General features: G+C 74.2%; 20 protein-coding genes and 1 pseudogene. 5 read left to right on the top strand and 16 right to left on the bottom strand.

The genetic code is table 11. From position 1 onward, the window contains the following. Positions 1–68: 68 nt before the first annotated feature. From IOD16_RS11930 to IOD16_RS11875, 12 genes are all read right to left on the bottom strand, one after another. Complete coding sequence (locus IOD16_RS11930; RefSeq protein ID WP_201440084.1) at positions 69–767, bottom strand: 2-hydroxychromene-2-carboxylate isomerase; 699 nt, start codon at positions 765–767, stop codon at positions 69–71. Between the two features lies 1 nt (position 768). Continuing rightward, positions 769–1,503 carry a 3-oxoacyl-[acyl-carrier-protein] reductase gene (gene fabG / locus IOD16_RS11925; protein ID WP_201440083.1) on the bottom strand — a complete coding sequence of 245 codons (735 nt, stop codon included), beginning with the start codon at positions 1,501–1,503 and terminating at the stop codon, positions 769–771. Then, positions 1,500–1,952: a 3-hydroxyacyl-ACP dehydratase FabZ family protein gene (locus IOD16_RS11920; RefSeq protein ID WP_123742191.1), complete on the bottom strand. Its 453-nt coding sequence runs from the start codon at positions 1,950–1,952 to the stop codon at positions 1,500–1,502. Before IOD16_RS11920 ends, fabG begins: the two co-directional genes overlap by 4 nt. Further along, positions 1,949–2,236, bottom strand: a complete 288-nt coding sequence (locus tag IOD16_RS11915; protein WP_201440082.1) for a hypothetical protein — start codon at positions 2,234–2,236, stop codon at positions 1,949–1,951. The genes IOD16_RS11920 and IOD16_RS11915 overlap by 4 nt, the downstream gene beginning before the upstream one ends. Further along, entirely contained in the window at positions 2,233–3,267 is a 1,035-nt protein-coding gene (locus tag IOD16_RS11910; protein WP_236594920.1) for a beta-ketoacyl synthase N-terminal-like domain-containing protein, read from the bottom strand. The genes IOD16_RS11915 and IOD16_RS11910 overlap by 4 nt, the downstream gene beginning before the upstream one ends. Then, complete coding sequence (locus IOD16_RS11905) at positions 3,264–4,226, bottom strand: thioesterase family protein (protein ID WP_201440081.1); 963 nt, start codon at positions 4,224–4,226, stop codon at positions 3,264–3,266. The genes IOD16_RS11910 and IOD16_RS11905 overlap by 4 nt, the downstream gene beginning before the upstream one ends. Before the next feature lies 1 nt (position 4,227). Continuing rightward, complete coding sequence (locus IOD16_RS11900) at positions 4,228–4,935, bottom strand: alpha/beta fold hydrolase (RefSeq protein WP_201440080.1); 708 nt, start codon at positions 4,933–4,935, stop codon at positions 4,228–4,230. Continuing rightward, positions 4,935–6,167, bottom strand: a complete 1,233-nt coding sequence (locus tag IOD16_RS11895; protein WP_201440079.1) for a beta-ketoacyl-[acyl-carrier-protein] synthase family protein — start codon at positions 6,165–6,167, stop codon at positions 4,935–4,937. The genes IOD16_RS11900 and IOD16_RS11895 overlap by 1 nt, the downstream gene beginning before the upstream one ends. Before the next feature lie 45 nt (positions 6,168–6,212). After that, a complete protein-coding gene (locus IOD16_RS11890) occupies positions 6,213–6,476 on the bottom strand; it encodes an acyl carrier protein (RefSeq protein WP_123742196.1) in 264 nt (87 codons plus the stop codon). 100 nt (positions 6,477–6,576) lie between these two features. After that, positions 6,577–7,341, bottom strand: a complete 765-nt coding sequence (locus tag IOD16_RS11885) for an AfsR/SARP family transcriptional regulator (protein ID WP_123742197.1) — start codon at positions 7,339–7,341, stop codon at positions 6,577–6,579. An 8-nt stretch (positions 7,342–7,349) separates the two neighbouring features. Continuing rightward, complete coding sequence (locus tag IOD16_RS11880; RefSeq protein ID WP_236594919.1) at positions 7,350–8,057, bottom strand: AfsR/SARP family transcriptional regulator; 708 nt, start codon at positions 8,055–8,057, stop codon at positions 7,350–7,352. 326 nt (positions 8,058–8,383) lie between these two features. Then, positions 8,384–8,710: an Lsr2 dimerization domain-containing protein gene (locus IOD16_RS11875; RefSeq protein ID WP_236594918.1), complete on the bottom strand. Its 327-nt coding sequence runs from the start codon at positions 8,708–8,710 to the stop codon at positions 8,384–8,386. Positions 8,711–9,243: 533 nt separating this feature from the next. Between IOD16_RS11875 and IOD16_RS11870 the strand changes: the two genes are divergently transcribed. Next, positions 9,244–10,932: a DEAD/DEAH box helicase gene (locus IOD16_RS11870; protein WP_123742199.1), complete on the top strand. Its 1,689-nt coding sequence runs from the start codon at positions 9,244–9,246 to the stop codon at positions 10,930–10,932. A 78-nt stretch (positions 10,933–11,010) separates the two neighbouring features. Here the strand turns inward: IOD16_RS11870 and IOD16_RS11865 are convergent, their stop codons facing one another. Next, entirely contained in the window at positions 11,011–11,265 is a 255-nt protein-coding gene (locus IOD16_RS11865; RefSeq protein WP_201440077.1) for a hypothetical protein, read from the bottom strand. Positions 11,266–11,289: 24 nt separating this feature from the next. Between IOD16_RS11865 and IOD16_RS11860 the strand changes: the two genes are divergently transcribed. Then, on the top strand, positions 11,290–11,496 hold the full coding sequence (locus IOD16_RS11860) for a hypothetical protein (protein ID WP_201440076.1): 207 nt from the start codon (positions 11,290–11,292) through the stop codon (positions 11,494–11,496). Positions 11,497–11,660: 164 nt separating this feature from the next. Here the strand turns inward: IOD16_RS11860 and IOD16_RS41430 are convergent. Further along, a pseudogene (locus IOD16_RS41430) lies at positions 11,661–11,855 on the bottom strand (carboxylesterase family protein); the annotation flags it as partial. A 285-nt stretch (positions 11,856–12,140) separates the two neighbouring features. Here IOD16_RS41430 and IOD16_RS11850 point away from each other — a divergent pair. Genes IOD16_RS11850 through IOD16_RS11840 form a run of 3 tightly spaced genes read left to right on the top strand, consistent with a single transcriptional unit; the run spans position 12,141 to position 15,134 of the window. Beyond that, positions 12,141–13,574, top strand: coding sequence for a pyridoxal phosphate-dependent decarboxylase family protein (locus IOD16_RS11850; protein WP_201440075.1), 1,434 nt, complete (start codon positions 12,141–12,143; stop codon positions 13,572–13,574). Between the two features lie 43 nt (positions 13,575–13,617). After that, positions 13,618–14,559 carry a P1 family peptidase gene (locus tag IOD16_RS11845; RefSeq protein WP_201440074.1) on the top strand — a complete coding sequence of 314 codons (942 nt, stop codon included), beginning with the start codon at positions 13,618–13,620 and terminating at the stop codon, positions 14,557–14,559. 11 nt (positions 14,560–14,570) lie between these two features. After that, positions 14,571–15,134 (top strand): DUF4865 family protein, encoded by a 564-nt coding sequence (locus tag IOD16_RS11840; protein ID WP_236594917.1) that lies wholly within the window; start codon positions 14,571–14,573, stop codon positions 15,132–15,134. Here the strand turns inward: IOD16_RS11840 and IOD16_RS11835 are convergent. Together IOD16_RS11835 and IOD16_RS11830 are read right to left on the bottom strand one after the other, a co-directional pair. Further along, a complete protein-coding gene (locus tag IOD16_RS11835; RefSeq protein ID WP_201440072.1) occupies positions 15,112–18,375 on the bottom strand; it encodes a tetratricopeptide repeat protein in 3,264 nt (1,087 codons plus the stop codon). The two genes, IOD16_RS11840 and IOD16_RS11835, sit on opposite strands and share 23 nt — an antisense overlap. Before the next feature lie 113 nt (positions 18,376–18,488). Continuing rightward, positions 18,489–19,814: a GGDEF domain-containing protein gene (locus IOD16_RS11830; protein WP_201440071.1), complete on the bottom strand. Its 1,326-nt coding sequence runs from the start codon at positions 19,812–19,814 to the stop codon at positions 18,489–18,491. Between the last annotated feature and the right edge of the window lie 38 nt (positions 19,815–19,852).

Below are 19,852 nucleotides of genomic sequence, written 5' to 3'. Positions count from 1 at the left end.
CGTCGCGAGAGTCCTACGTTCAGGACAGCCGAGTTCAACGCTCAGCGCACCGCCCACCGCCCCCCGGGTCAGCCGCAGCCGCCCGCGTGCCCCTCGTCGGACGAACGCCCCAGACCGACCGCGCCGGACGACGCGGGCAACGCCGCCGCCGGCGCGAGCTTCGACCGCACGTGGGCGACGAAGTCCGGCAGCCGGTCGACGCCCCAGAACCGGGTGAACCGGTGCACGAAGAACGGCACGCCGAACGCGCCGTCCTCGCACACCCGCACGAGCAGCTCGACCCCGCGCGCCCGCAGCTCCGGGTCTTCGCTCGCGCCGGACACCTCGTCGGGGTCCAACCCCAGCTCCGCGGCGATCGAGGCGACCGTCTCCCGCGAGCAGATGTCACGCCCCTGCTCCCACCGCGCCCGGTACGCCGCCGCGATGTACTCCTGCCCCAGTCCCGCGCGCAACGCCACCAGGTAGCCCAGGTGCGGGACCTCCCACACCGGCTCGCGGTCCACCGGCCACTTCACCGCCAACCCGCGCGCCGCGGCCAACCTGGCCACGTCCTGCAGGATGTACAGGTGCTTCGCGCGGGACATCGCCGCGTACGGGAACTGCTCGCCGCGCTCGGCCAACGCGCGCTCGTTGCGCTCGTCGGGCTCCCAGAACGGCGCCCACTCGACCGCCCCCGCCACGTCCGGGTAGGACCGCAGCAGGTCGTGGTAGGCCAGCCACGAGTACGGGCTGCGCAGCGAGAAGTAGAACCGGGGCTGCCGCGCCACCTCAGATCACCAGCCCGCCGTCGACGCCGAACACCTGGCCGGTGACGTAGGACGCCTGGTCCGACACCAGGAACGACACCAGGTCGGCCACCTCTTCCGGCCGGCCGAACCGCCCGAGCGGGATCTGCGCCGCCATCCGGGCCGCGAAGTCCTCGCCCAGCCCGGCCACCATGTCGGTCTCGATGAACCCGGGCGCCACCGCGTTGACCCGGATGCCGTACTTGCCGACCTCCTTGGCCAGCGCCTTGCTGAACCCGATGATCCCCGCCTTGGACGCCGAGTAGTTGGTCTGCGTCGCGTTGCCGTGCACGCCCGCCACCGACGACAGCGTCACCACCGAGCCCGCTTTGCGCTTCATCATCGCGAACACCGCGGCCTTCGCCAGGTGGTACGTGCCGTCGAGGTTGACCCGCAGCACCCGCTGCCAGTCGTCTTCCTTCAGCAGCACCAGCGGGTTGTCGCGCACGATCCCCGCGCACGACACGACCGCGTGCACCGGTCCCAGCGCGCGTTCGGCGTCCTTGACGAACCGGTCCACCTCGGCTTTCTCGGCCACGTCCACCTGCGCGGTGTACACGGCCGCGCCCGCGGCGGCGGCTTCCTTCTCCACCACCTCGGCCGCGTCGCGGTTCGACTGGTAGCAGAACGCCACGTCGAACCCGTCGCGGGCGAGCCGGGTCACCACCCGGTGCCCGATGCCCCGCGACCCGCCGGTCACCAGCGCCACGCGCCTCATGCCAGTTCCTCCGCCCTGCGCCGTGCCATCGTGAACGAGCCGATCTCCAGCACCTTGCGCCCGTCGACCAGGCTGTGGCCGGCGAGGATCGCCGCGTCGGCCACCTGCCGGACGAGCCGGACGTGGTGCTCCACCACGTCGCCGGGCAGCACGTCGCCGTGCACGACGACGTCGCGGATGCCGCTGATCAGCTCGACCTTGTCCGCCCGCACGTCCGGGTTCGGCTGGTCCCAGCGGGTCAGCAGCACCGCGGACTGCGCCCACGACTCCATCAGCAGCCCCAACGGGTACGCGTCGTCGACGTCGGCCCCGGCGTAGCACGGCTCACGGCCGCTGACCGCCTTCAGCGTCACGATGCTGCTGCCCGGGTCCACTTCGGACACCCGGTCCACGAGCAGCACGGGGTGCCGGTGCGGGATGATCCGCCGGATCCCGGCGAGGCCGGTCACGACGCCACCAGCCGCAGCTTGAACTCGGCCACCGCGCCCGCGCCGGTGGACACCTCCGCCGCGCACCGCACGTGGTCCTCCTCGGCGGTCAGCTCGGTCGAGACGGTGAGCGTGTCGCCGGGGAACACCGGCCGCAGGAACTTCGCCCGGTCCAGCGCGATCACCCGGTGCCCGGGCAGCGCCGCCAGCACGTGGTCGAGCACGAACAGCCCCGGCAGGATCGGGAAGCCCGGGTAGTGCCCGGCGAACACGGGGTCCGCCGGGTCGACGCGCACGGTGCTCACGGCAGGTCCAGCACGACGCAGCCGACCGTGCCGTCGGGTTCGACGCCGGTCACCAGCGCGGCGCCCGACCGGCCCGACGCGACCGCCGCCGCGAGCTGGAAGCTCGCCACCGCCGCCGACGTGTCGCCGACCAGGGGCACGCACCGCAGCCACTCGGGCGTGCGGCCCAACGCCTCGACCACGGCCTGCTCCTCGGCCCCGTCGGTGGACACGAGCACCACGTCCGCCGGGTCGACCGCCGCCTCGGCCACCGCGGCGCGCACGCACTCGCGCAGCGCCTCCGCCGCGCCGCCGGGTTCGAAGAAGCCCCGGAACCGGGTGCTCACGACGCGGGCCAGCACCGGCCGCCCCTCCCGGGTCGACTCGCGTTCCAGCAGGAACACCGCGCCGCCCTCGCCGAGCGGGCCGGCCGCGCCCTCGCTGCCGCGCCACTCCAGCCACGCGCGCTGCTCGGAGTACTCCTCGGCCGCGCCGACCAGCACCCGGTCCGCGTGCCCGCCGCGCAGCAGCCGCGCCGCGTAGCTCAACGCGAGCAGCCCGGTCAGCGCGCCGCCCGCGATGGTGGTGTTCGGCCCTTTGATCTTGTGCCAGATGGCGCTCTGCCCGGCCGCGCGGTTCATCACCGTGTTGGGGAACAACGCCGGGTCGACGTGGTAGGGCTTGTCGCCGGTGAGGCCGTCCCGCGTGAAGTCCATGATGGACTGGACGCTGCCGGAGCCCGTGCCCAGCACCACGCCCACGCGTTCGGGCTGCTCCAGCAGCGCCGGACCGCACTCCTGCAGCAGCCGGCCGACCGTGCTGACGGCCAGCGCGGTGACCCGGTCCATGGTTCGGGTGCCCTTCTTGCCCAGCGCGCCGGCCGCGCTGAAGTCCGGCACGAGCGCCGCCCGCTCGAACGGGCCGCCGGGCGCGGGGGCGAGCGCCGGGACGCCCGCCCGCACGCCGTCCGCGAACGCCGCCGAGCCCATCCCGAACGGCGACACGGCCGACCACGCCGAGATGACCAGGCCGTCCACCGAGGGGGCCGTCACGACGCACCGCGCCCGCTGAGCGAGCCGGCCTTGCCGGTGATGGCGCCGACGAGGCGGTCGTCGAAGTCGACGAGGCTCCAGTCCTTGCGGTTCTCGATCACGGCCCAGCCGTGGGTGATGCGGCCGGTCGCGGTCGGCACCAGCTCGCCGTCGCGCAGCACGTAGCAGTCCATCCGGGCGGTGAAGGTGAACCGCTTGAAGACCTCTTCCACGGTGAACACCGTGTACAGCGTCTCCTCCATGTTCGCCTCGCCGAGGAACGTGATCCGCGAGTGCGGCACGACCGGGATCCAGTTCTGCTCGTCGAGCAGCGTCTTGATCGACGCGCCGCGGTCCTCGACGAACAGGTCGAGGATCTCCTCCATCTGGCGGAGGTAGCCCGACATCTGCACGCGCTCGGTGAAGTGGCAGTAGAAGTAGGGGATCCGCCAGGCCCAGGCGAACGCGTTCTTGCCGGCCGTGAGCAGGTCCAACGGGTCCGCGTCGCCGACCGTGACCGGCTCCGGGGCCCCGACCTTGGCGGCCGCGGCGGCGTCGGGCGCGCCGATCGCCTCGACCACGTGCGGTCGCAGCGCGGCCGGCGCGGGCTCGGCGTCGAACCCGTGCGGGTCGAGCCGGAACGACACCGACACCTTGGACTTGACCGCCTTCACCGCCTTGCCGTCGCGCGGCACGGTGAGCTCCACGAGGAGCTTGAGCGGACCGTCGCCCGCCACCCGCTGGACCGTCGCCTCCGCGAGGTCGTCGATGTGGAACGCGGTGAGGATCTTGGTGTCCAGGTCGGTGATGTCCGTGCACAGCCCGAACCGCTCGTAGAGCGCGCCCGCCGGGAACCCGCTCTGCCGCAGGTGGTCGAGCACCGCTTCCTCGACCATGTAGTTGACGTGCTTGAACCCGATCCAGGTGCAGATGTTCGAGCCCTCGTAGCGGGGCCGCAGCGAGACGGTCGTGGTGGTCACGTCAGCTCCAGTGTTCGTCGAGGAAGTCGCGGACCAGGGCCGCGAGGCGGTCGGGCTGTTCGATCATCGGGAAGTGGCCGCACCCGTCCAGCAGCTCGAACCGGGCGCGGGGCAGGCCCTTGGCCAGGGCGCGGCCGTCGTCGGGGCGGGCGGCGACGTCGTCCACGCCGCTCACCACGAGCACCGGCGCGTCCACCCGGGACAGGTCCAGGAACGGGGTGCGCAGGTAGGTCTCGAACCACCGCGTCCAGCCGTACGGGCCGACCTGGTCGCGCAGCGCCCTGGCCAGCCACTCGCGCTTGGCCTCGGGGAAGCGGGCGGTCTCGCCGACGCGCAGCGCCTCGGTGAACGTGCGGTGGAAGTCGTTGAGGTAGTAGGAGATCGCGGGCCAGTCGAAGTCGGCCGGCGCGGGCCGGTAGAACGGGCACAGCAGCACCGTGGGTCGCGGCGGCACGCGGCCGTCGGCGTAGCACTCCAGCAGCAGGTTCGCGCCGAGCGAGTGGGCCACCACGACGTCGTGCCCGGGCGTGACCACGTCGACCACGATCCGGCCGGGGTCCGGCAGGTGGCTCCACGCCGGGTCGGCCATGCCGTGCCACGGCAGCTCCGGCTTGTCCGCGGCGACCGGCAGGTCGAGCGCGTCCCACACCGCCGCCTTGCCCGCCAGGCCGTGCAGGAACAGCGTCCTGGCCCGCCGGCCGGCGACCATCACACCGCGTCCCGGTACCGGCCCAGGATCAGCACCGAGTTGTTGCCCGCGAACGCCAGCGCGTTGTTCTGCACCACGTTCAGCGTGGCCGGCCGCGCCTGGTTCGGCACGCAGTCCAGGCCCACCTCGGGGTCGGTCTCGGTGTGGTTGATGGTGGGCGGGATGAAGCCCTCCGTGATGGCCAGGGCGCACGCCGCCGACGCCAGCGCCGAGGCCGCGCCCATCGAGTGGCCGAGCATCGACTTGATCGACACGGTGGGCGGCGGCGCGTCGAACACCTGCCGGATCGCGCCGGACTCGGTGACGTCGTTGGCCTTGGTGCCGGTGCCGTGCGCGGAGATGAAGTCGACGTCCTCGGGCTTGACGCCCGCGTTGCGGTGCGCCAGCTCGATGCACCGGGCCAGGCTGTCCCGGTCCGGGGCGACGGGGTGGTTGGCGTCGCAGTTGAGGCCGTAGCCCAGCACCTCGGCGTAGATCCGGGCGCCGCGGGCCAGCGCGGACTCCAGCGACTCCAGCACGAGGATGCCGCCGCCCTCGCCGGTGAGGATGCCCTTGCGGTCCTTGTCGAACGGCGCGCACACCTGCGGCGCGATCGTGCCCAGCCGGTAGAAGCCGGTGAACGTCTTGCGGCACACCGCGTCCGCGCCGCCGACCAGCGCGACGTCCACCTCGCCCTCGCGGATGGCGTCGAAGCCGTTGCCGATGGCGTAGTTGCCCGCCGCGCACGCGGTCGGGATGGTCACCGCCTCCACGTCGGTCAGGGCCAGCTCGCGCACGATGCTGGACGACAACCGGCCCGCGGTGGAGCGGCGCGCGACGACCGGGTTCCACGACCCGGGGCCGTGCTCGATCTGCTGCGCGACGAGGTTGTCCAGGTCGCGCGACTCGGCGTCGGTCGTGCCGACGGACACCAGGGCCCGCTTGCCGCGCAGCTCCCGCACGCTCAGGCCCGCGTCGCCGACGGCCATCCGCGCGGCGGCGGCGGAGAACTGCCCGGCGCGGCCGAGCTCGTCGGGGTCCACCCGCTCCAGCCACGCGGCCGGGTCGAAGTCGGTGACCTCGGCGCCGTTGGCGTGGCTGAAGCCGGTGGTGTCGAACGAGGTGATGGGCGTGATCCCGCTGCGGCCCTCGCGCAGGCCGGCCAGGAACTCGGTGACGCCGATGCCGATGCTGGTGACCACGCCAAGACCCGTGATCACCACCCGGCGCGGCTGCCGCCCTCCGTCGTGCATCGTGTCCTCCAGGTCCGCTGCCGGACCGCTCGACGGGTGGGGTGGCTACTTGGCGGCCTGCGCCTCGGCGACGACCGCGATGACGCCTTCGAGGTTGACCATGCGGGTCAGCTCGGCCTGGTCGATCTCCACGCCGAACGTGCGCTCCAGCGCGGACAGGATCTCGATGGCGCCGAGCGAGTCGGCGTCGTGGTCCTCCTTGAAAAGGCTCGTGCCGGTCATCTCCCCGGCGTCGATCTCGAGGATTTCCGACACGATCTCCTTGATCTTCGCCTGGCCGTCCGCGTCGATCCGCACCGAACTGGTCACTGGGCACCTCCGGGAACACGGGTTTCTGCCTACCGGTTCCCAGAATGCTTTTCGGGGCTATATCCGGCCTATGCGGCGGGCTATACGGCCCCGCGCCGCGCTAGACCGCCACCCGGCGCGGGGAGGCCAGCACGGGGTCCGCGGTGAGGATCGCCAGGTGCACCTCGCGCAGCAGCGAGCCGGGGTCGATGCCCAGCTCGTCGGCGAGCATCCGGCGGCCCTCCTCGTAGAGCACGAGCGCGTCGGCCTGCCGGTCGCAGCGGTAGAACGTGGTCATGAGCTGGGCGCGGAACCGCTCCTGCAACGGGTGCTGGTGCACGAGCCTGGTCAGCTCGGGCAGCAGCTGGCCGTGCCTGCCCAGCGCGAGGTCGGCCTCGATGCGGCTCGCCAGCGCGGCGATCCGCGCCTCCTCCAGCCGCGGCGCCTCGGCGTCGGCCAGGTGCTCCGACACCCCCGTCAGCGCGGGGCCGCGCCACAGCCGCAACGCCGAGCGCAGCAGCCGGGCCGCGTCCTCGTAGTGGCCGGCGGCGAGCGCGGACTGGCCCCGCGCCGCCTGCTCCTCGAACTCCCGCAGGTCGAACGCGCACTCGGCGAGCCGCAATTCGTAACCGCGGGAACGGCGGGTGATGCCGACCTCGCGCCGCAGCGTTTTGCGCAATCGCGAGACGTAGGTGTAGATCTGCGCGTTGAACGTGGCGGGCGGGTGGTCACCCCACAGGAAATCGCTCATCTGGGTGTCGGAGACGGCGCCGTTGTCGGCGAGCAGCAACGCGGTGAGGACGGTGCGCGGTTTCGACCCGTCCAGCGGCACCTCCTGCCCGTCGTGGTGCACCTCGACCGGCCCCAAGACCCGGAACTCCAGCACTTCGCCTCCTACAGCAGTACCTGGTCGTGGACGAGGATCGCCTGGTAGAGCCGTCGCATGGCGCGGCCGGGCTCCAACCCGAGCTCGCTCGCCAGGCGCCTGCGCGTGTGGTGGAAGACGTCCAGCGCCTCCGTCTGCCTGCCGTTGCGGTACAGCGCGACCATCAGCTGCTCGCTGAACCGCTCCCGCTCCGGGTACTCGGCCGCGAGCTGCTTGAGCTCGGACACGACGCCGCGGTCCTCGCCGTTGGCGAGCTTGGCGGCGATGAGGTCCTCGCGGGCGCTGAGCCTGCGCTCGTCGAGCCGGGCGGCCTCGATGCGGAACCGCAGGCCGTCGCTCACGTCGAACAGCGCCGGTCCGTGCCACAGCCGCAACGCGCGTTCCAGCAGGTCGATCGCCTCGTCGGGGCGTTGCAGGACGAGGGCGGAGCCGAGGTCGGCCAGTTCGCGGAACAGGTGCGCGTCGACCGCCGCGGCCGGCAGGTCGAGCACGTAGCCGCTGCTCACCGTGCGGACCAGGCAGTCGCCCGGCACGTCGGCGAACTGCTCCAGCAGTTTGCGCAGCCGCACCACATTCGCCTGCAGCGCGTTGCGGGCGTTTCCCATCTGTTTACCCGCCCACAATTCCTCGACCAGCTGGTCGAACGGAACGGGGGTGCCCGGTGAAAGCGCCAGCAGCGCGAGCAGGGTGCGCACCTGACGAGCGGCGACACCCATCCGACGATCCTCACGTGCGAGGGCGACAGCACCGAGAATCTGCACCTGCATGGTCACGACCCCCAGTCTCTAGACGACGCAGAGCGCGCGGTAGCCGGCAGCCGAACCCCGAAATCTCCCGACTAAAGCGTTTGACATGGTGCCCAGCCCGTCACGATGGGGGGAAATATCATTTGAACCACCTGGAACGTGCCGCCGCGGTATGCCGCCGATCGGTGCAGCGCCGGACTCCGGCTGCTGGTACCGCGCTCGCCGAACTTGGGCCCGACGGCGGTCCCGGTGACAGCGCGTCACCGCCGTCTAGCCACTTCGGGTGATCAAGGAGTTCAGTGTGACCTGTCCGCGTGCCGATGGCCGGGGTGGGCGCGCTCGTAGGCGTCGAGCACGATCTCGGACAGCCGGCCGCGGTCGGAGATCCGGTAGCCGTGCGCGCGCGCCCACTGCCGGACGACCTGGGCCAGGTGGGCATCGGTGCTGCGTGGCGGTGCCGGCGCGGCGCCGGGCACCCGCCGGGCGGCGCGCACGAACCGGTCGAGGACGGCGCGCAGCGCGGCCGCGTTCGCGGCGCCGAGGCGGATCTCGAACCACACGCCGTCGAGGCCGAACGAGACCGGCCGGACGTCGTGCCCGGTGTGCCCATCCAAGTCGTCCACCGCCACGCGCACCACTTCCCCAGGGTTGACACTCACGCTCGGTATCGATCCCGCGGCACGTTACCGGTGAGTTGACCATGAAGGGGAAGTGGATCGCCAAGTATAGGAGAGGTATAGCGGGCGGCCGGAGTGTTGCCTTCGGGCAAACCCCCGGAGCCGGCCGTGACGGTCGGTCGCACCGGTGTTCCCCCGAGCGGCCGCCGTGCCTCGTCCGGCGACGTGGCCGACATTCTTCCACGTCCGCGCGCGGCGCGATTCCCGCATTCCCGGCACTTCGGTCCGACCTCCGGCGACCGGTCGTCGACCGCCAATTCCCGGCAATCGCGCGGAGCCGGTCGCCGATACCCGCGTGGTGCGTTCGACCCTTGACGGCGATGTGTTCGCCGCGAACTCCACGACCGCCGCGCGGCGCGGCCGGAACCGGATCGGGACCGGCGGGACGTGATTCGCGGTGACTGCGGAATCCCGGACCGGCCGCCGCACGCGACCCCCCTCACCGAGCGGTTCAGGGGCGATCAGCGAGACTTGAGGGCATGAACGACGAGCCCGACGACCGGACCAGCTTCGCCGACCTCGGGTTGCGCCCCGAACTGCTCCGGGCGCTGTCCGGCCTCGGCTACGAGGAGCCCACCCCCATCCAACGTGAAGCCATCCCGCCGCTGAGCGCCGGCCGCGACCTGCTCGGCCAGGCCGCCACCGGCACCGGCAAGACGGCCGCGTTCGCGTTGCCCGTGCTGGAGCGCATGGCGGGCGGCGAGCGCGACCGGCGCGCCCCGTTCGCGCTCGTGCTGGTGCCGACGCGGGAGCTGGCGGTGCAGGTCTCCGAAGCGGTGCACCGGTACGGCCGGGAGCTGGGCGCGCGGGTGCTGCCGATCTACGGCGGCCAGCCCATCGGGCGGCAGCTGCGGGTGCTGGAGCAGGGCGTGGACGTCGTGGTGGCCACGCCGGGCCGCGCGGTCGACCACCTCAGCCGGGGCACGCTGAAGCTGGAGCACCTGGAAGTCGTCGTGCTCGACGAGGCCGACGAGATGCTCGACATGGGCTTCGCCGAGGACCTGGACACGATCCTGGCCGAGACGCCGGCGGACCGGCAGACCGTGCTGTTCTCCGCGACGATGCCCGGCCGCATCGACCGCCTGGCCCGCACGCACCTGTCCGACCCGGTGCGCATCACCATCGGCCGCGAGCAGGCCGAGCCGGGCGAGGCGCCGCGGGTGCGGCAGAGCGCGTACGTCGTGCCCCGCGCGCACAAGCCGGCCGCGCTGGGCCGGGTGCTGGACGTCGAGGCGCCGACCGCGGCGATCGTGTTCTGCCGCACGCGCGACGAGGTCGACCAGCTCACCGAGACGCTGAACGGGCGCGGCTACCGGGCCGAGTCGCTGCACGGCGGCATCAGCCAGGAGCAGCGCGACCGCGTGATGACGCGGCTGCGCAACGGCACGGCGGACCTGCTGGTGGCCACCGACGTGGCGGCCCGCGGCCTGGACATCGAGCAGCTGACGCACGTCGTGAACTACAACGTGCCGTCCGCGCCGGAGTCCTACGTGCACCGCATCGGCCGGATCGGGCGCGCGGGCCGCGAGGGCGTGGCGATCACCCTGGCCGAGCCGCGCGAGCACGGCATGCTCAAGACCATCGAGCGCGTCACCAAGCAGCGCATCCACATGGAGAAGGTCCCGACGATCGCGGACCTGCGGGCGCGCAAGCTGGAGCTGACCCGCGCCGCGCTGCACGAGAGCCTGCTGGAGGACGACCTGGAGAGCTTCCGGGTCGTGGTGGAGACGCTGACCGACGAGTTCGACGTCATGGAGGTGGCGCTGGCGGCGGTCAAGCTCGCGCACGAGGCCACCGGCGCGGCGGCGGACGAGGAGGAGATCCCGGAGTACGTGCCGAGGTCCGGGCCGGCCGGCGAGCGCCGGGGACGCGAGGGCGGCGGCGAGCGCCGTGAGCCGCGCCGCCCACGCCGCCCGTCCGCGGGCATGACCAGGCTGTTCGTCGGCGCGGGCCGCAGCTCGGGCATCCGGCCGCAGGACCTGGTCGGCGCGATCGCGGGCGAGGCGCGGCTCAACGGCCGCGACATCGGCGCGATCGAGATCGCCGACCGGTTCTCGCTGGTGGAGGTGCCGGACTCGGCGGCGCAGCAGGTCATCGCGTCGTTGCGGGGCGCGACCATCAAGGGCCGCAAGGTGACCGTGCGGCGGGAGCGCGACGACCCGCGCTGACCCCCGGCCGTGGTCCGCGCGGTCCGTCCTGCGAACCGCGCGGTTCGCAGGACGGACCACCGGCCGCCGGCGAGGCGGTCAGGCGGGAGGCCGCACGGGGTGGTCGACGGGCACGGCGAGGTCGACGCCGCGCCACGGTTCGCGCCGGGCCCCGACGGCGTCGCCCCGGTGCCGGACACCGGTCCAGCCGGGGTCGCCGGTCGTGCAGAAGTCGACCCGGGCCCGCAGCATCCGTCGGGAGAGCGCGCGCTCGTCGTCACCGGCGGTGCCAGCGATGAGGCTGAACCCGTCTCCTCGGCCCGCTGCGCCGAGGTTGCCGAACGCGAACGGCACATCCGCCGTGTGCCAGGCGGGCGGGTGAACCGGGCCGGGAACGCCCGGCCGTGCGCCTCGGCGATCCTGGTGGTGGGTTCGGCGGACACGAAGTCGCCCGGCGGCGGCCGGAACGTGCCCACGGCGTCGAACAGCGCGTACTCGACATCCGTGTGGCACAGCAGGGCGTCGGTCCGGGCGGGCAGCGCGGGCAGCGCGTCGGCGACCGGCCCGAACCGCACCGGGTCGTAGCTCAACGGCCCCGTGCGCTGCGCGGCGGCCAGGGCGTCGGCCGACGCGACCGTCGACTCCGGCGTGCGGGTGTCGACCCACTCCGCGACCCGGCGGGCGAACCCCGGCGTGCAGACCCGGTCGGGCACGCTGTGCGTGATGACCCGCCGCACCGGTTCCCCCGCCGCCAGGAACAACGCCGACCCGGCGCCCGCCGACTGCCCGGCCACGGTGATCGCGCCCGGATCTCCCCCGACCACCCCGATGTGGTCCCGCACCCACCGCGGCGCGGCCGGTCGGTCGAGCGGGCCCCGGTTGTCCGGCTGCCCGTCGACGTGCCCGAAGCCCTCGAACCCGAGCCGGTGGTCGCAGGTCGCCACGACCAGCCCGGCCCGTCCGAAGTGGACGGCGCCCAGACGTCGAGGGTCGGCACGTCCTCGTCGCCCGGCCGCCACACCGGCGCGCCGGGCGGCCGCGCGGACTGCGGCGGGACCGGACCGAACTCCCGGCAGTCGCCCGCGGGGTCGGCGGGGACGGGCGCGGCGAACCGGCGCGGCCCGAACGGCGGCTCCGCCTACCGCACGCCCGGGAACGCGTCCACTTCGGTGTCGACGGCCGGGCCGCGGAACTGTCCACGTCGTGTCGTCAGCGCCTACCCTGCCATGATGGGTGATCCGCTGAACGCTCGAGAGGACGCCGCCGAGGCGCTGGGGATGGTGGCGCGGGCCGCCGGGACGTACCTCGACGCGCTGCCGCACCTGCCGGTGCGCGACGCCACGCACGCGCACCTGGTCGACGACCTCGACGGGCCGCTGCCCGAGGCCGGTGACGGCACCATCGCGGCCGTCGCGGACCTGCTGCGGATCGGCACGCGGGCCGCCACGCACTCGTCCGGTCCCCGGTTCTTCCACCTGGTGGTCGGCGGCGCGACGCCGGCGGCGCAGGCGGCGGACTGGGTGACGTCGCTGCTGGACCAGGCCGGCGGGCTGTGGGTGGCCTCGCCGTTGGCCGCGCACGCGGAGACGGTGGTGCTGCGGTGGTTGAAGGAGCTGTTCGGGCTGCCCGCCTCCTACGGCGGGGTGCTCACGCCGAGCGCGACGTTCGCGAACCTGACCGGGTTGACGTGCGCGCGGTACTGGTGGGCCCGGCGGCACGGGGTGGACGTGACCGCGGACGGCCTGGTCGGTCTGCCGCGGCTGCCGGTCTTCTCCAGCGGTTACGTGCACCCCAGCAGCCGCAAGGCGTTGCAGCTGCTGGGGTTGGGCCGGGACTCGGTGCGGACGCTCACCCGTGACGACGCGGGCCGGCTCGACGTGGACGCGCTGGACCGCGAGCTGGCGTCGTCGGGGCCGGCGGTGCTGATCGGCAACGCGGGCGAGGTCAACGCCGGCGACTTCGACCCGCTCGACGAGATGGCGGACCTGGCCGAGCGGCACGGGGCGTGGCTGCACGTGGACGGCGCGTTCGGCCTGTTCGCCGCGGTGTCCCCGCGCACGGCGGGGCTGGTGCGCGGGGTGGAGCGGGCCGACTCGGTGGCCGCGGACGGCCACAAGTGGCTCAACGTGCCGTACGAGAGCGGCATGGCGTTCGTGCGGGACCGGTCGCTGCTGGGCCGCGCGTTCGGCGGCTGGAACAGCCCGTACCTGCCGGAGCAGGACGAGGTGCGGGTCAACTACAACAGCCTGGGCCCGGAATCGTCGCGCCGGGCGCGTGCCTTCCCGATCTGGGCCACCCTGCGCGCCTACGGCCGGGACGGCCACCGCGCCATGGTCGAGCGGCACCAGGACCTGGCGCTGCGCCTGGGGCGGCGCATCGAGGAGTCGCCGGACCTCGAGCTGCTGGCCCCGATCACCGTGTTCGTCGTCTGCTTCCGCTACCGCCCGCCGGGAGTGCCGGAGGAAGCCCTCGACGACCTCAACCGCCGGCTGGGCGAGGAGCTGCTCGAGGACGGCCGGGTCTACGCGGGCACCACCGTGTACCGGGGCAAGGTCGCCCTGCGTCCCGCCATCGTCAACTGGCGGACCACGGACGAGGACGTGGACCTGCTGGCCTCCGTCGTCCGCGAGATCGGCGCCCGCCTGCTCACCGCCGAGGCGTGACGGCCGCCCCGTCCACGGTCGGCGGGCAAGTAGCATCGGCGGTGTGCGGAACGCGATCACCGACGTGCCGGGCGTGCTGGTCGGGCACGCCACGCGGATCGGCGGCGGGGCGTTGACCGGCACGACGGCCGTGCTGTTCCCGCCCGGCGCGCTCTCCACTGTGGACGTCCGCGGCGGTGCGCCGGCGACCCGGGACACGGCCGCGCTCGACCCGCGCCACGGCGGCCGGGAGGTGCGTGGCGTCCTGCTGACGGGCGGTAGCGCGTACGGGCTCGCGGCGGCCGACGGGGCGGCGCGCGAGCTGGGGTCGTTCGTGCCCGCCGCCGCGTTGTTCGACCTCGGCCGCGGCGGTGACTTCCACGCCCGTCCCGGGCCGGCCGAGGGCGCGGAGGCCGTGCGGGCCGCGGGCGCCGGGTTCGCCCAGGGCAACGTGGGCGCGGGCACGGGCGCGCTCAACGCGACGGTGAAAGGCGGCTTGGGCACGGCGAGCGCCACGCTGCCCGGCGGCGTCGTCGTCGGCGCGGTGGCCGTGCTCAACGCGGTCGGCCCGTCGGTCGACCCAGACGCGGGCCTGCCGTTCGCCGCGCACCTCGGCCTGCCCGGCGAGTTCCCGGCCTACCAGGGCGACGACCTGCGCGCGGCCCGGCGCGAGGCGCACGCCCAGCCGTTCAACACGGTCATCGGCGTGGTCGCCACGAACGCCCGCCTGCCGCACCTGTTCGCCCTCGCCAACGCCGCCCAGGACGGCCTCGCGACCGCCGTCCGCCCGGCGCACGGCCTGACCGACGGCGACACGGTCTTCGCCGCCTCGACCGGGACCCGCGACGCCGACCCCGCCGAAGTGCTCGACGCGGCCCGGCGGGTGTTCGCCCGGGCGCTGGTCCACGGCCTGCTCCGGGCGGACTCCGTCACCACACCCCGGGGACACCTCGCGGCCTACCGCGAGCTCTACCCGCGCACCGCCGCCACCTACCGGGGGACCTGACCATGCAAGCGATGCACTACGAGATCACCCTGCCCGCCGACTACGACATGGACGTCATCCGCACCCGCGTCGCCACCAGGGGCTCCGCGCTGGACGCGTTCCCCGGCCTGGGGCTCAAGGCCTACTGCGCGCGGGAACGCGGTGTCGACGGCTCGCCGGTCAACCAGTACGCGCCGTTCTACCTGTGGCGCACCGTCGAGGGCATGAACAGCTTCCTGTGGGGGCCGGGGTTCCGCGGCCTGAGCGCCGACTTCGGCCGCCCGACCGTGCAGCACTGGGCGGGTCTCGCCTTCGAACGCGGAGCCGCCGACCACGCCACCGCCGCCACCAAGCGCACGTGGCGCCTGGCCGCCGACGCCGACCCGGCCGAGGCGGTCGACCGGGCCCTCGACGACCTCGCGGGACTCCGAGGCGACCCCGCGCTGCACTCGACCGCGCTGGCGGTCGACCCCCGGAACTGGGAGCTGGTGCACTTCAGCCTGTGGAGCACCGCGCCCGACGTCGGGGTCCGCTTCCAGGTGCTGCACCTGTCGCGCCCCGAGCTGGACGACCTCAGCGCGGGCCGCCACTGGTAGGCCGCGACCGGCCCGCCCCGGGGTTGCGGGCGCGGTCGGCGTACGGCACGGCCACGTAGCCGACGAGGTCGAACACGCCGCCGCTGCTGCGGTCCAGCTCGCGGGCGAAGCCGACGATGCCGTGGTCGGCGCGGTCCATCAGCCACGCCAGCAGCACGACCACGACGTCCGCGAGCAGCCCGACCTGGAACGGCATGTCCTCCCGCCGGCCCGCGGTCACCGCGCTGGCGAAGTCGGTCATGCCGCGCTCGGTCAGCTCCAGCGGGCCGGTCTCGATCGCCCGCTTGATCGAGTCGACCACCAGCGGCACGACCGACGCCCACACCTCGCGCGGCGCGACCTCGCAGATCAGGCCGCCGCTCAGGGCCGCGGTCCACAGCGCCTCCGGGTCGCCCGCCCGGACCGCGCCGACGGCCAGGTGCGGCAGCAGCTCCGCGCCGCGCTCCCACGCGCCGGTCGCGACCAGCTTCTCCACGGCGTGCCGGTAGTGCCCCAGCGCCGCGCCGTGCTCGCCGCGCGCGCTCAGCACGCCGCCCAGGTCGTCGTGGAACGACGCCACCTCGGCCGCCGCGCCCACCTGCTCGGCCCGGGCCAGGCCCACGGCGGCGTAGTGCTGCGCGGTCTCCAGGTCGCCCCGGTCGCGGTGGCACGCGCCGAGCCGGCGCAACGCGGCCAGCTCCCGCCGGTCGTCGCCCAGGTCGCGGAACAGCTCCACGGCCCGCGACCCGGCCTCGATCGCCTCGGCGAGCTCGCCCCGCTCACGGCGGCGGTCGCACTCGGCGAGCTTGAACTCGGCCTGCCGGGCGCGGTCGCCCAGCTCCTCGGCCAGGTCGTGGCCCTCGACGGCGTACCGGACGGACGTCTCGGGGTCGGTGTCGCCGAGGCCGTCGAGCACGGCGATCGACTCCAGCTGCCCGGGCCCGTCACCCCGCGCCCGGTGCTCCTCGTACGCCAGCCGCGCCGCCTGTCCGGCTTCGTCGGTTCTGCCTTCGCGCATCAGCAGCCTCGCCATCCGCAGCAGGACGTCCGCTCGGTCGCGGCACGCGTCGCCCAAGCCCACACACCGTTCGAAGTCCGCGAGCGCGGCCCCGTATTCCCCGCGCCGCTCGGCGCGGGCGCCGGTCAGCTCGAACCTGGTCGCCCAGAGGGCTTCCAGCTCGTCCTCGGGCAGGTCGAGCCCGGCCAGCAGCGCGTCGACCCGCTCGACCAGGACGCCGGCCCGCTCGTCGTCGTCCTCCAGCTCCAGCTCGGCCAGCAGCACGTCGGCGTAGGCCGCGGTGCCGGTCGCCTCGCCCGTGTCGGCGACCTCGCGCAGCGCGGACAGCTCCCGGCGCAGCACGGGCGACAGGGGGTCCGAGTGGTCGCGGGCGGCGGCGGCCAGCAGCTCGCACCCGGTCAGCGCGGCCTCGGCGTCGGTGGTGGACCGGTCGCGCCACTCGTCCAGCCGGCCGTTGGCCGTGCCGACGTAGAGGTAGGACCGCTCGAGGCCGCCCGGCGTGCCGGTGTCGACGATGGCCCGCGCGGCGGGCGTCTCCTCGGCGGTGAGCCGCCGCACGACGGTGCGGGCGAACCCGGCGGCCAGGTTCGGCGGGATGGTCCACAGGGTGCCGATGTAGCCGCGCGCGCCGGCCCGGACGAACTCCCGGCCCAGCCGCGTCCACGACCGGCACGAGTTGTTGAACACGATCGGCCGGTGCCGCAGCGTCACCGGCAGGTCGTCGTCGGGCAGCGCGTGCCCGCCCAGCACGATCGCGCCGTCGGCGTCGTGGCAGTTGAAGAACACCAGCTCGACGGGCAGGTCCACGACCAGGTCGCGCAGCGCGTCCGGCGAGGCGTCCCGCTCGGACAGCACGATCGGGTGGGTGTGGTGGCCCGGCGACGCGGTCGCCTCGGGGTGCTCCTGGAACGCGCCGGAGTCGAACACCAGGCTGAACGCGCCGGGCTCGCGCGCCACGCCCGCGCGGTGCAGCTCGGTGAGCACGACCAGCGCCGGGTCGGCCACCACGTGCCCGATCGGCTTGCGCGCCCAGTTCACGTCCTCGGTGTGCACGAACGAGTAGGGCAGGCCGGAGGTGAACGCGGTCAGCCGCCGGTCGCCCACCTCCGCGACCGCCTCGGCGGGCACCTGCGCGGTGACCGCGGCCTCGACCGCCGCGTACGGGTCGTGCCCGCCGTTGGACAGGTACCGCCACAGCGCCTCGACGAACCCGATGCCCTTGACCGCGTCGCCGATCGCGCCCGCCGCCGCGGTGACCCGCTCCTGCTCCTCGGCCACCACCGCGCCCACCACGGCCAGGTCCGGCTCCGGGACGACGACGAGCCGGGCGCCCCGGTGGTGCGCGTAGACGGCGGCCATCAGGCCGTCCGCCTCGCCGGCGCGCTCGACCAGCACGGCCTCGTCGCCGCGGTCGGGGTTGTGCTCGGCGAACGGCACCGGCGGCGCGTCCTCGTCCACGCGCAGCGCCGCGCCCGCGCGCAGGGCGGTGAACAGGGCGGCGACGAAGTCGGCGTCCGGCGCCACGTCGAGCGTGCGGGCGGGCTCGCCGCCGCGCAGCAGCTCCCACGCCTTGGCGGTCAGCCCGACGGGGTCCTCGCACGGCAGGTGCAGGTGTTCGGGCAGGTCGCCGAACAGCGGCTCGTCCGGTTCGGCGAGGAACACCGCGCGGCGCACGCCCGTCGTGCCGAGCAGGTGCGCCACCAGCCGGTCGTGCCGGTGCGACGAGGGGTCGCCGGGTCTCAGCGCGACGACGGGCGTGACGCGGTCCGCGGGCAGGCACGACACCACGACCGCGGCCTCCCGCAGCTGGTCCGGGCGGCACACCACGACCGTGTCGCCGACCTCGAACACGGGCTCGCTGATCACCGTGACGTCCAGGGTGGACTCGCCGGCGGGCAGCCGCACGCCCACGCCGCCGGGCACGACCTCGCACGGCGCCGAGCCGGACACCAGCAGCGTCACCGAGTCCGGCAGGGCGAACGACACGCCGTCGGGGGTCTCGGTGGCGGGCGCGTCCACGACGAGCCGCCACCGCGCGGGCGCGGGCAGGTCGAACCGCTGCCTCAGCACCGCGCGCACGTGCCCGTCCCGGGTCTCCTCGACCAGCAGGTCGCGGGCGCCGGCCTCGGCGGTCAGCTCCTCGCCCGCGTCGACGGGCGGTTTGCGGTGCGCGTCGAGCAGGACGGCACGCAGCAGCCCCGCTTCGAAGCGGAAGCGGATGCCGTGCGGGGCACCGAGGTCCACTGGCTCACGACCCTTGCAGGCGAGGAGGGTGTCCACCGTGTTCGGAGGTGGCGGGCAGAAACTACGCCACCGGAGGCCCGACCTGTAGCGGATCCGCCGGGTAGTCGCGGTTGTTACACCCCGGGACGTTCGGACCGGGCCGCCGGCGTCCACCGGGCGCGGCGGCGGCTGCCCGCCGACTGCGCCTGGTCGCGGCCGAGCCGCTTCGCCTCGTACAGCGCCGAGTCCGCCGCCGCGAGCAGCCCGGAGACGGTGTCCTCGGCGACCTCCGGCCACACCGCGATGCCGATGCTGACCGTGAGCCCCGCCACCACGCCGCCGTCGCCGACGTCCACGCGCACCCGGTGGACCTCGGAGCGCACCCGGTCGGCGACCGCGGTCGCTTCCTCGTGGTCCACGCCGGGCAGCAGCACGGCGAACTCCTCGCCGCCGAAGCGGCCCACCGCGTCGCCCCGCCGCACCGCGCTCTCCAACGCCGCCGCGATGCGCCGCAGCACGAGGTCGCCGGTCTGGTGGCCGTGCGTGTCGTTGATGTCCTTGAAGTGGTCGACGTCGATCATGAACAGGCCGACGCGCGCACCGGGCGGCTGCTGCCGGGTGCGCTGCAGTTCCAGCGTCGCCTGCAGGTGCCAGGCCTCGGCGTTGAGCAGGCCGGTCTTGGTGTCGGTGCGGGCGGCCAGCTCCAGCTGGTGGATCAGCACGGTGCGGTGCAGGGCGACGGCCGCGACGACCATCGGCAGCGCGAACCCGGGCCACCACGCCACGGCGAGGGCGACGAAGCCGCCCATCGCGAGCTGGCCCGCTTCGAGCAGGTTGTCCGCGCCGCTGCCGATGGCGTCCTTCACCGAGCGGGGCCGCACGGTCAGCAGGATGACCGCGGCCACCAGGGCGGTGTTGACCAGCCACTGCGCCGCGCCCGCGCCGACCAGGCCGACGAGGTCCAGCGCGCCGCCGGGCCGGCCGGCGAGGAGGTGCCCGCGCAGTCCGGTGAGGCCCGCCACGGCGCTCGCGGCGAGCGTGGCCAGCACCATCATCGACGTGGTGAACACGTTGCGGTGCGGTGGGCGTGAGGCGTCCCAGCGGCCGACGACCCACCAGCGGTGCGCGTACATCAGCACGACGAGCGCGACGGCGAGCGAGGGCGGCAGCACCAGGGCGCCGGCCAGGATCCAGATGCTGCACAGGTCGACGTGCGGCAGGTGGCTGTGGTCGCGGCGGATGCGCTCGATCCAGCGCGAGCAGTGCAGGTGCAGCGCGGCGCAGCCGGCGAGGACGGCGAACGTGGTCCACGAGCCGGCGGGCACGGGCCACGCGGTGGCCGCGGCGAGCGCGAGAACGGCGAGGAGATCCACCGACAGCACGTACACCAGGGCCTGCCCCGGCAGGGACCATAGTGACCAGCGTCGATCGCCCGACGACGTCGAACGCGCTCTGCCCATGGTTCCTCACGACTGTCTACCCCGGACCGTCATGGCGT

Origin of the sequence: Saccharothrix sp. 6-C (assembly GCF_016695385.1) — a bacterium.
Lineage (GTDB): Bacteria > Actinomycetota > Actinomycetes > Mycobacteriales > Pseudonocardiaceae > Actinosynnema > Actinosynnema texasense.
The sequence above is the reverse complement of the archived record's forward strand: the minus strand, read 5'-3'. Positions and strand labels throughout refer to the sequence as shown.

Coding starts and splice junctions, on each gene's coding strand:
- fabG (WP_201440083.1), bottom strand. CDS start 1,503: ATGAGGCGCGTGGCGCTGGTGACCGGCGGGTCGCGGGGCATCGGGCAC.
- IOD16_RS11900 (WP_201440080.1), bottom strand. CDS start 4,935: ATGGTCGCCGGCCGGCGGGCCAGGACGCTGTTCCTGCACGGCCTGGCG.
- IOD16_RS11895 (WP_201440079.1), bottom strand. CDS start 6,167: ATGCACGACGGAGGGCGGCAGCCGCGCCGGGTGGTGATCACGGGTCTT.
- IOD16_RS11880 (WP_236594919.1), bottom strand. CDS start 8,057: ATGGGTGTCGCCGCTCGTCAGGTGCGCACCCTGCTCGCGCTGCTGGCG.
- IOD16_RS11870 (WP_123742199.1), top strand. CDS start 9,244: ATGAACGACGAGCCCGACGACCGGACCAGCTTCGCCGACCTCGGGTTG.
- IOD16_RS11850 (WP_201440075.1), top strand. CDS start 12,141: ATGGGTGATCCGCTGAACGCTCGAGAGGACGCCGCCGAGGCGCTGGGG.
- IOD16_RS11840 (WP_236594917.1), top strand. CDS start 14,571: ATGCACTACGAGATCACCCTGCCCGCCGACTACGACATGGACGTCATC.
- IOD16_RS11830 (WP_201440071.1), bottom strand. CDS start 19,814: ATGGGCAGAGCGCGTTCGACGTCGTCGGGCGATCGACGCTGGTCACTA.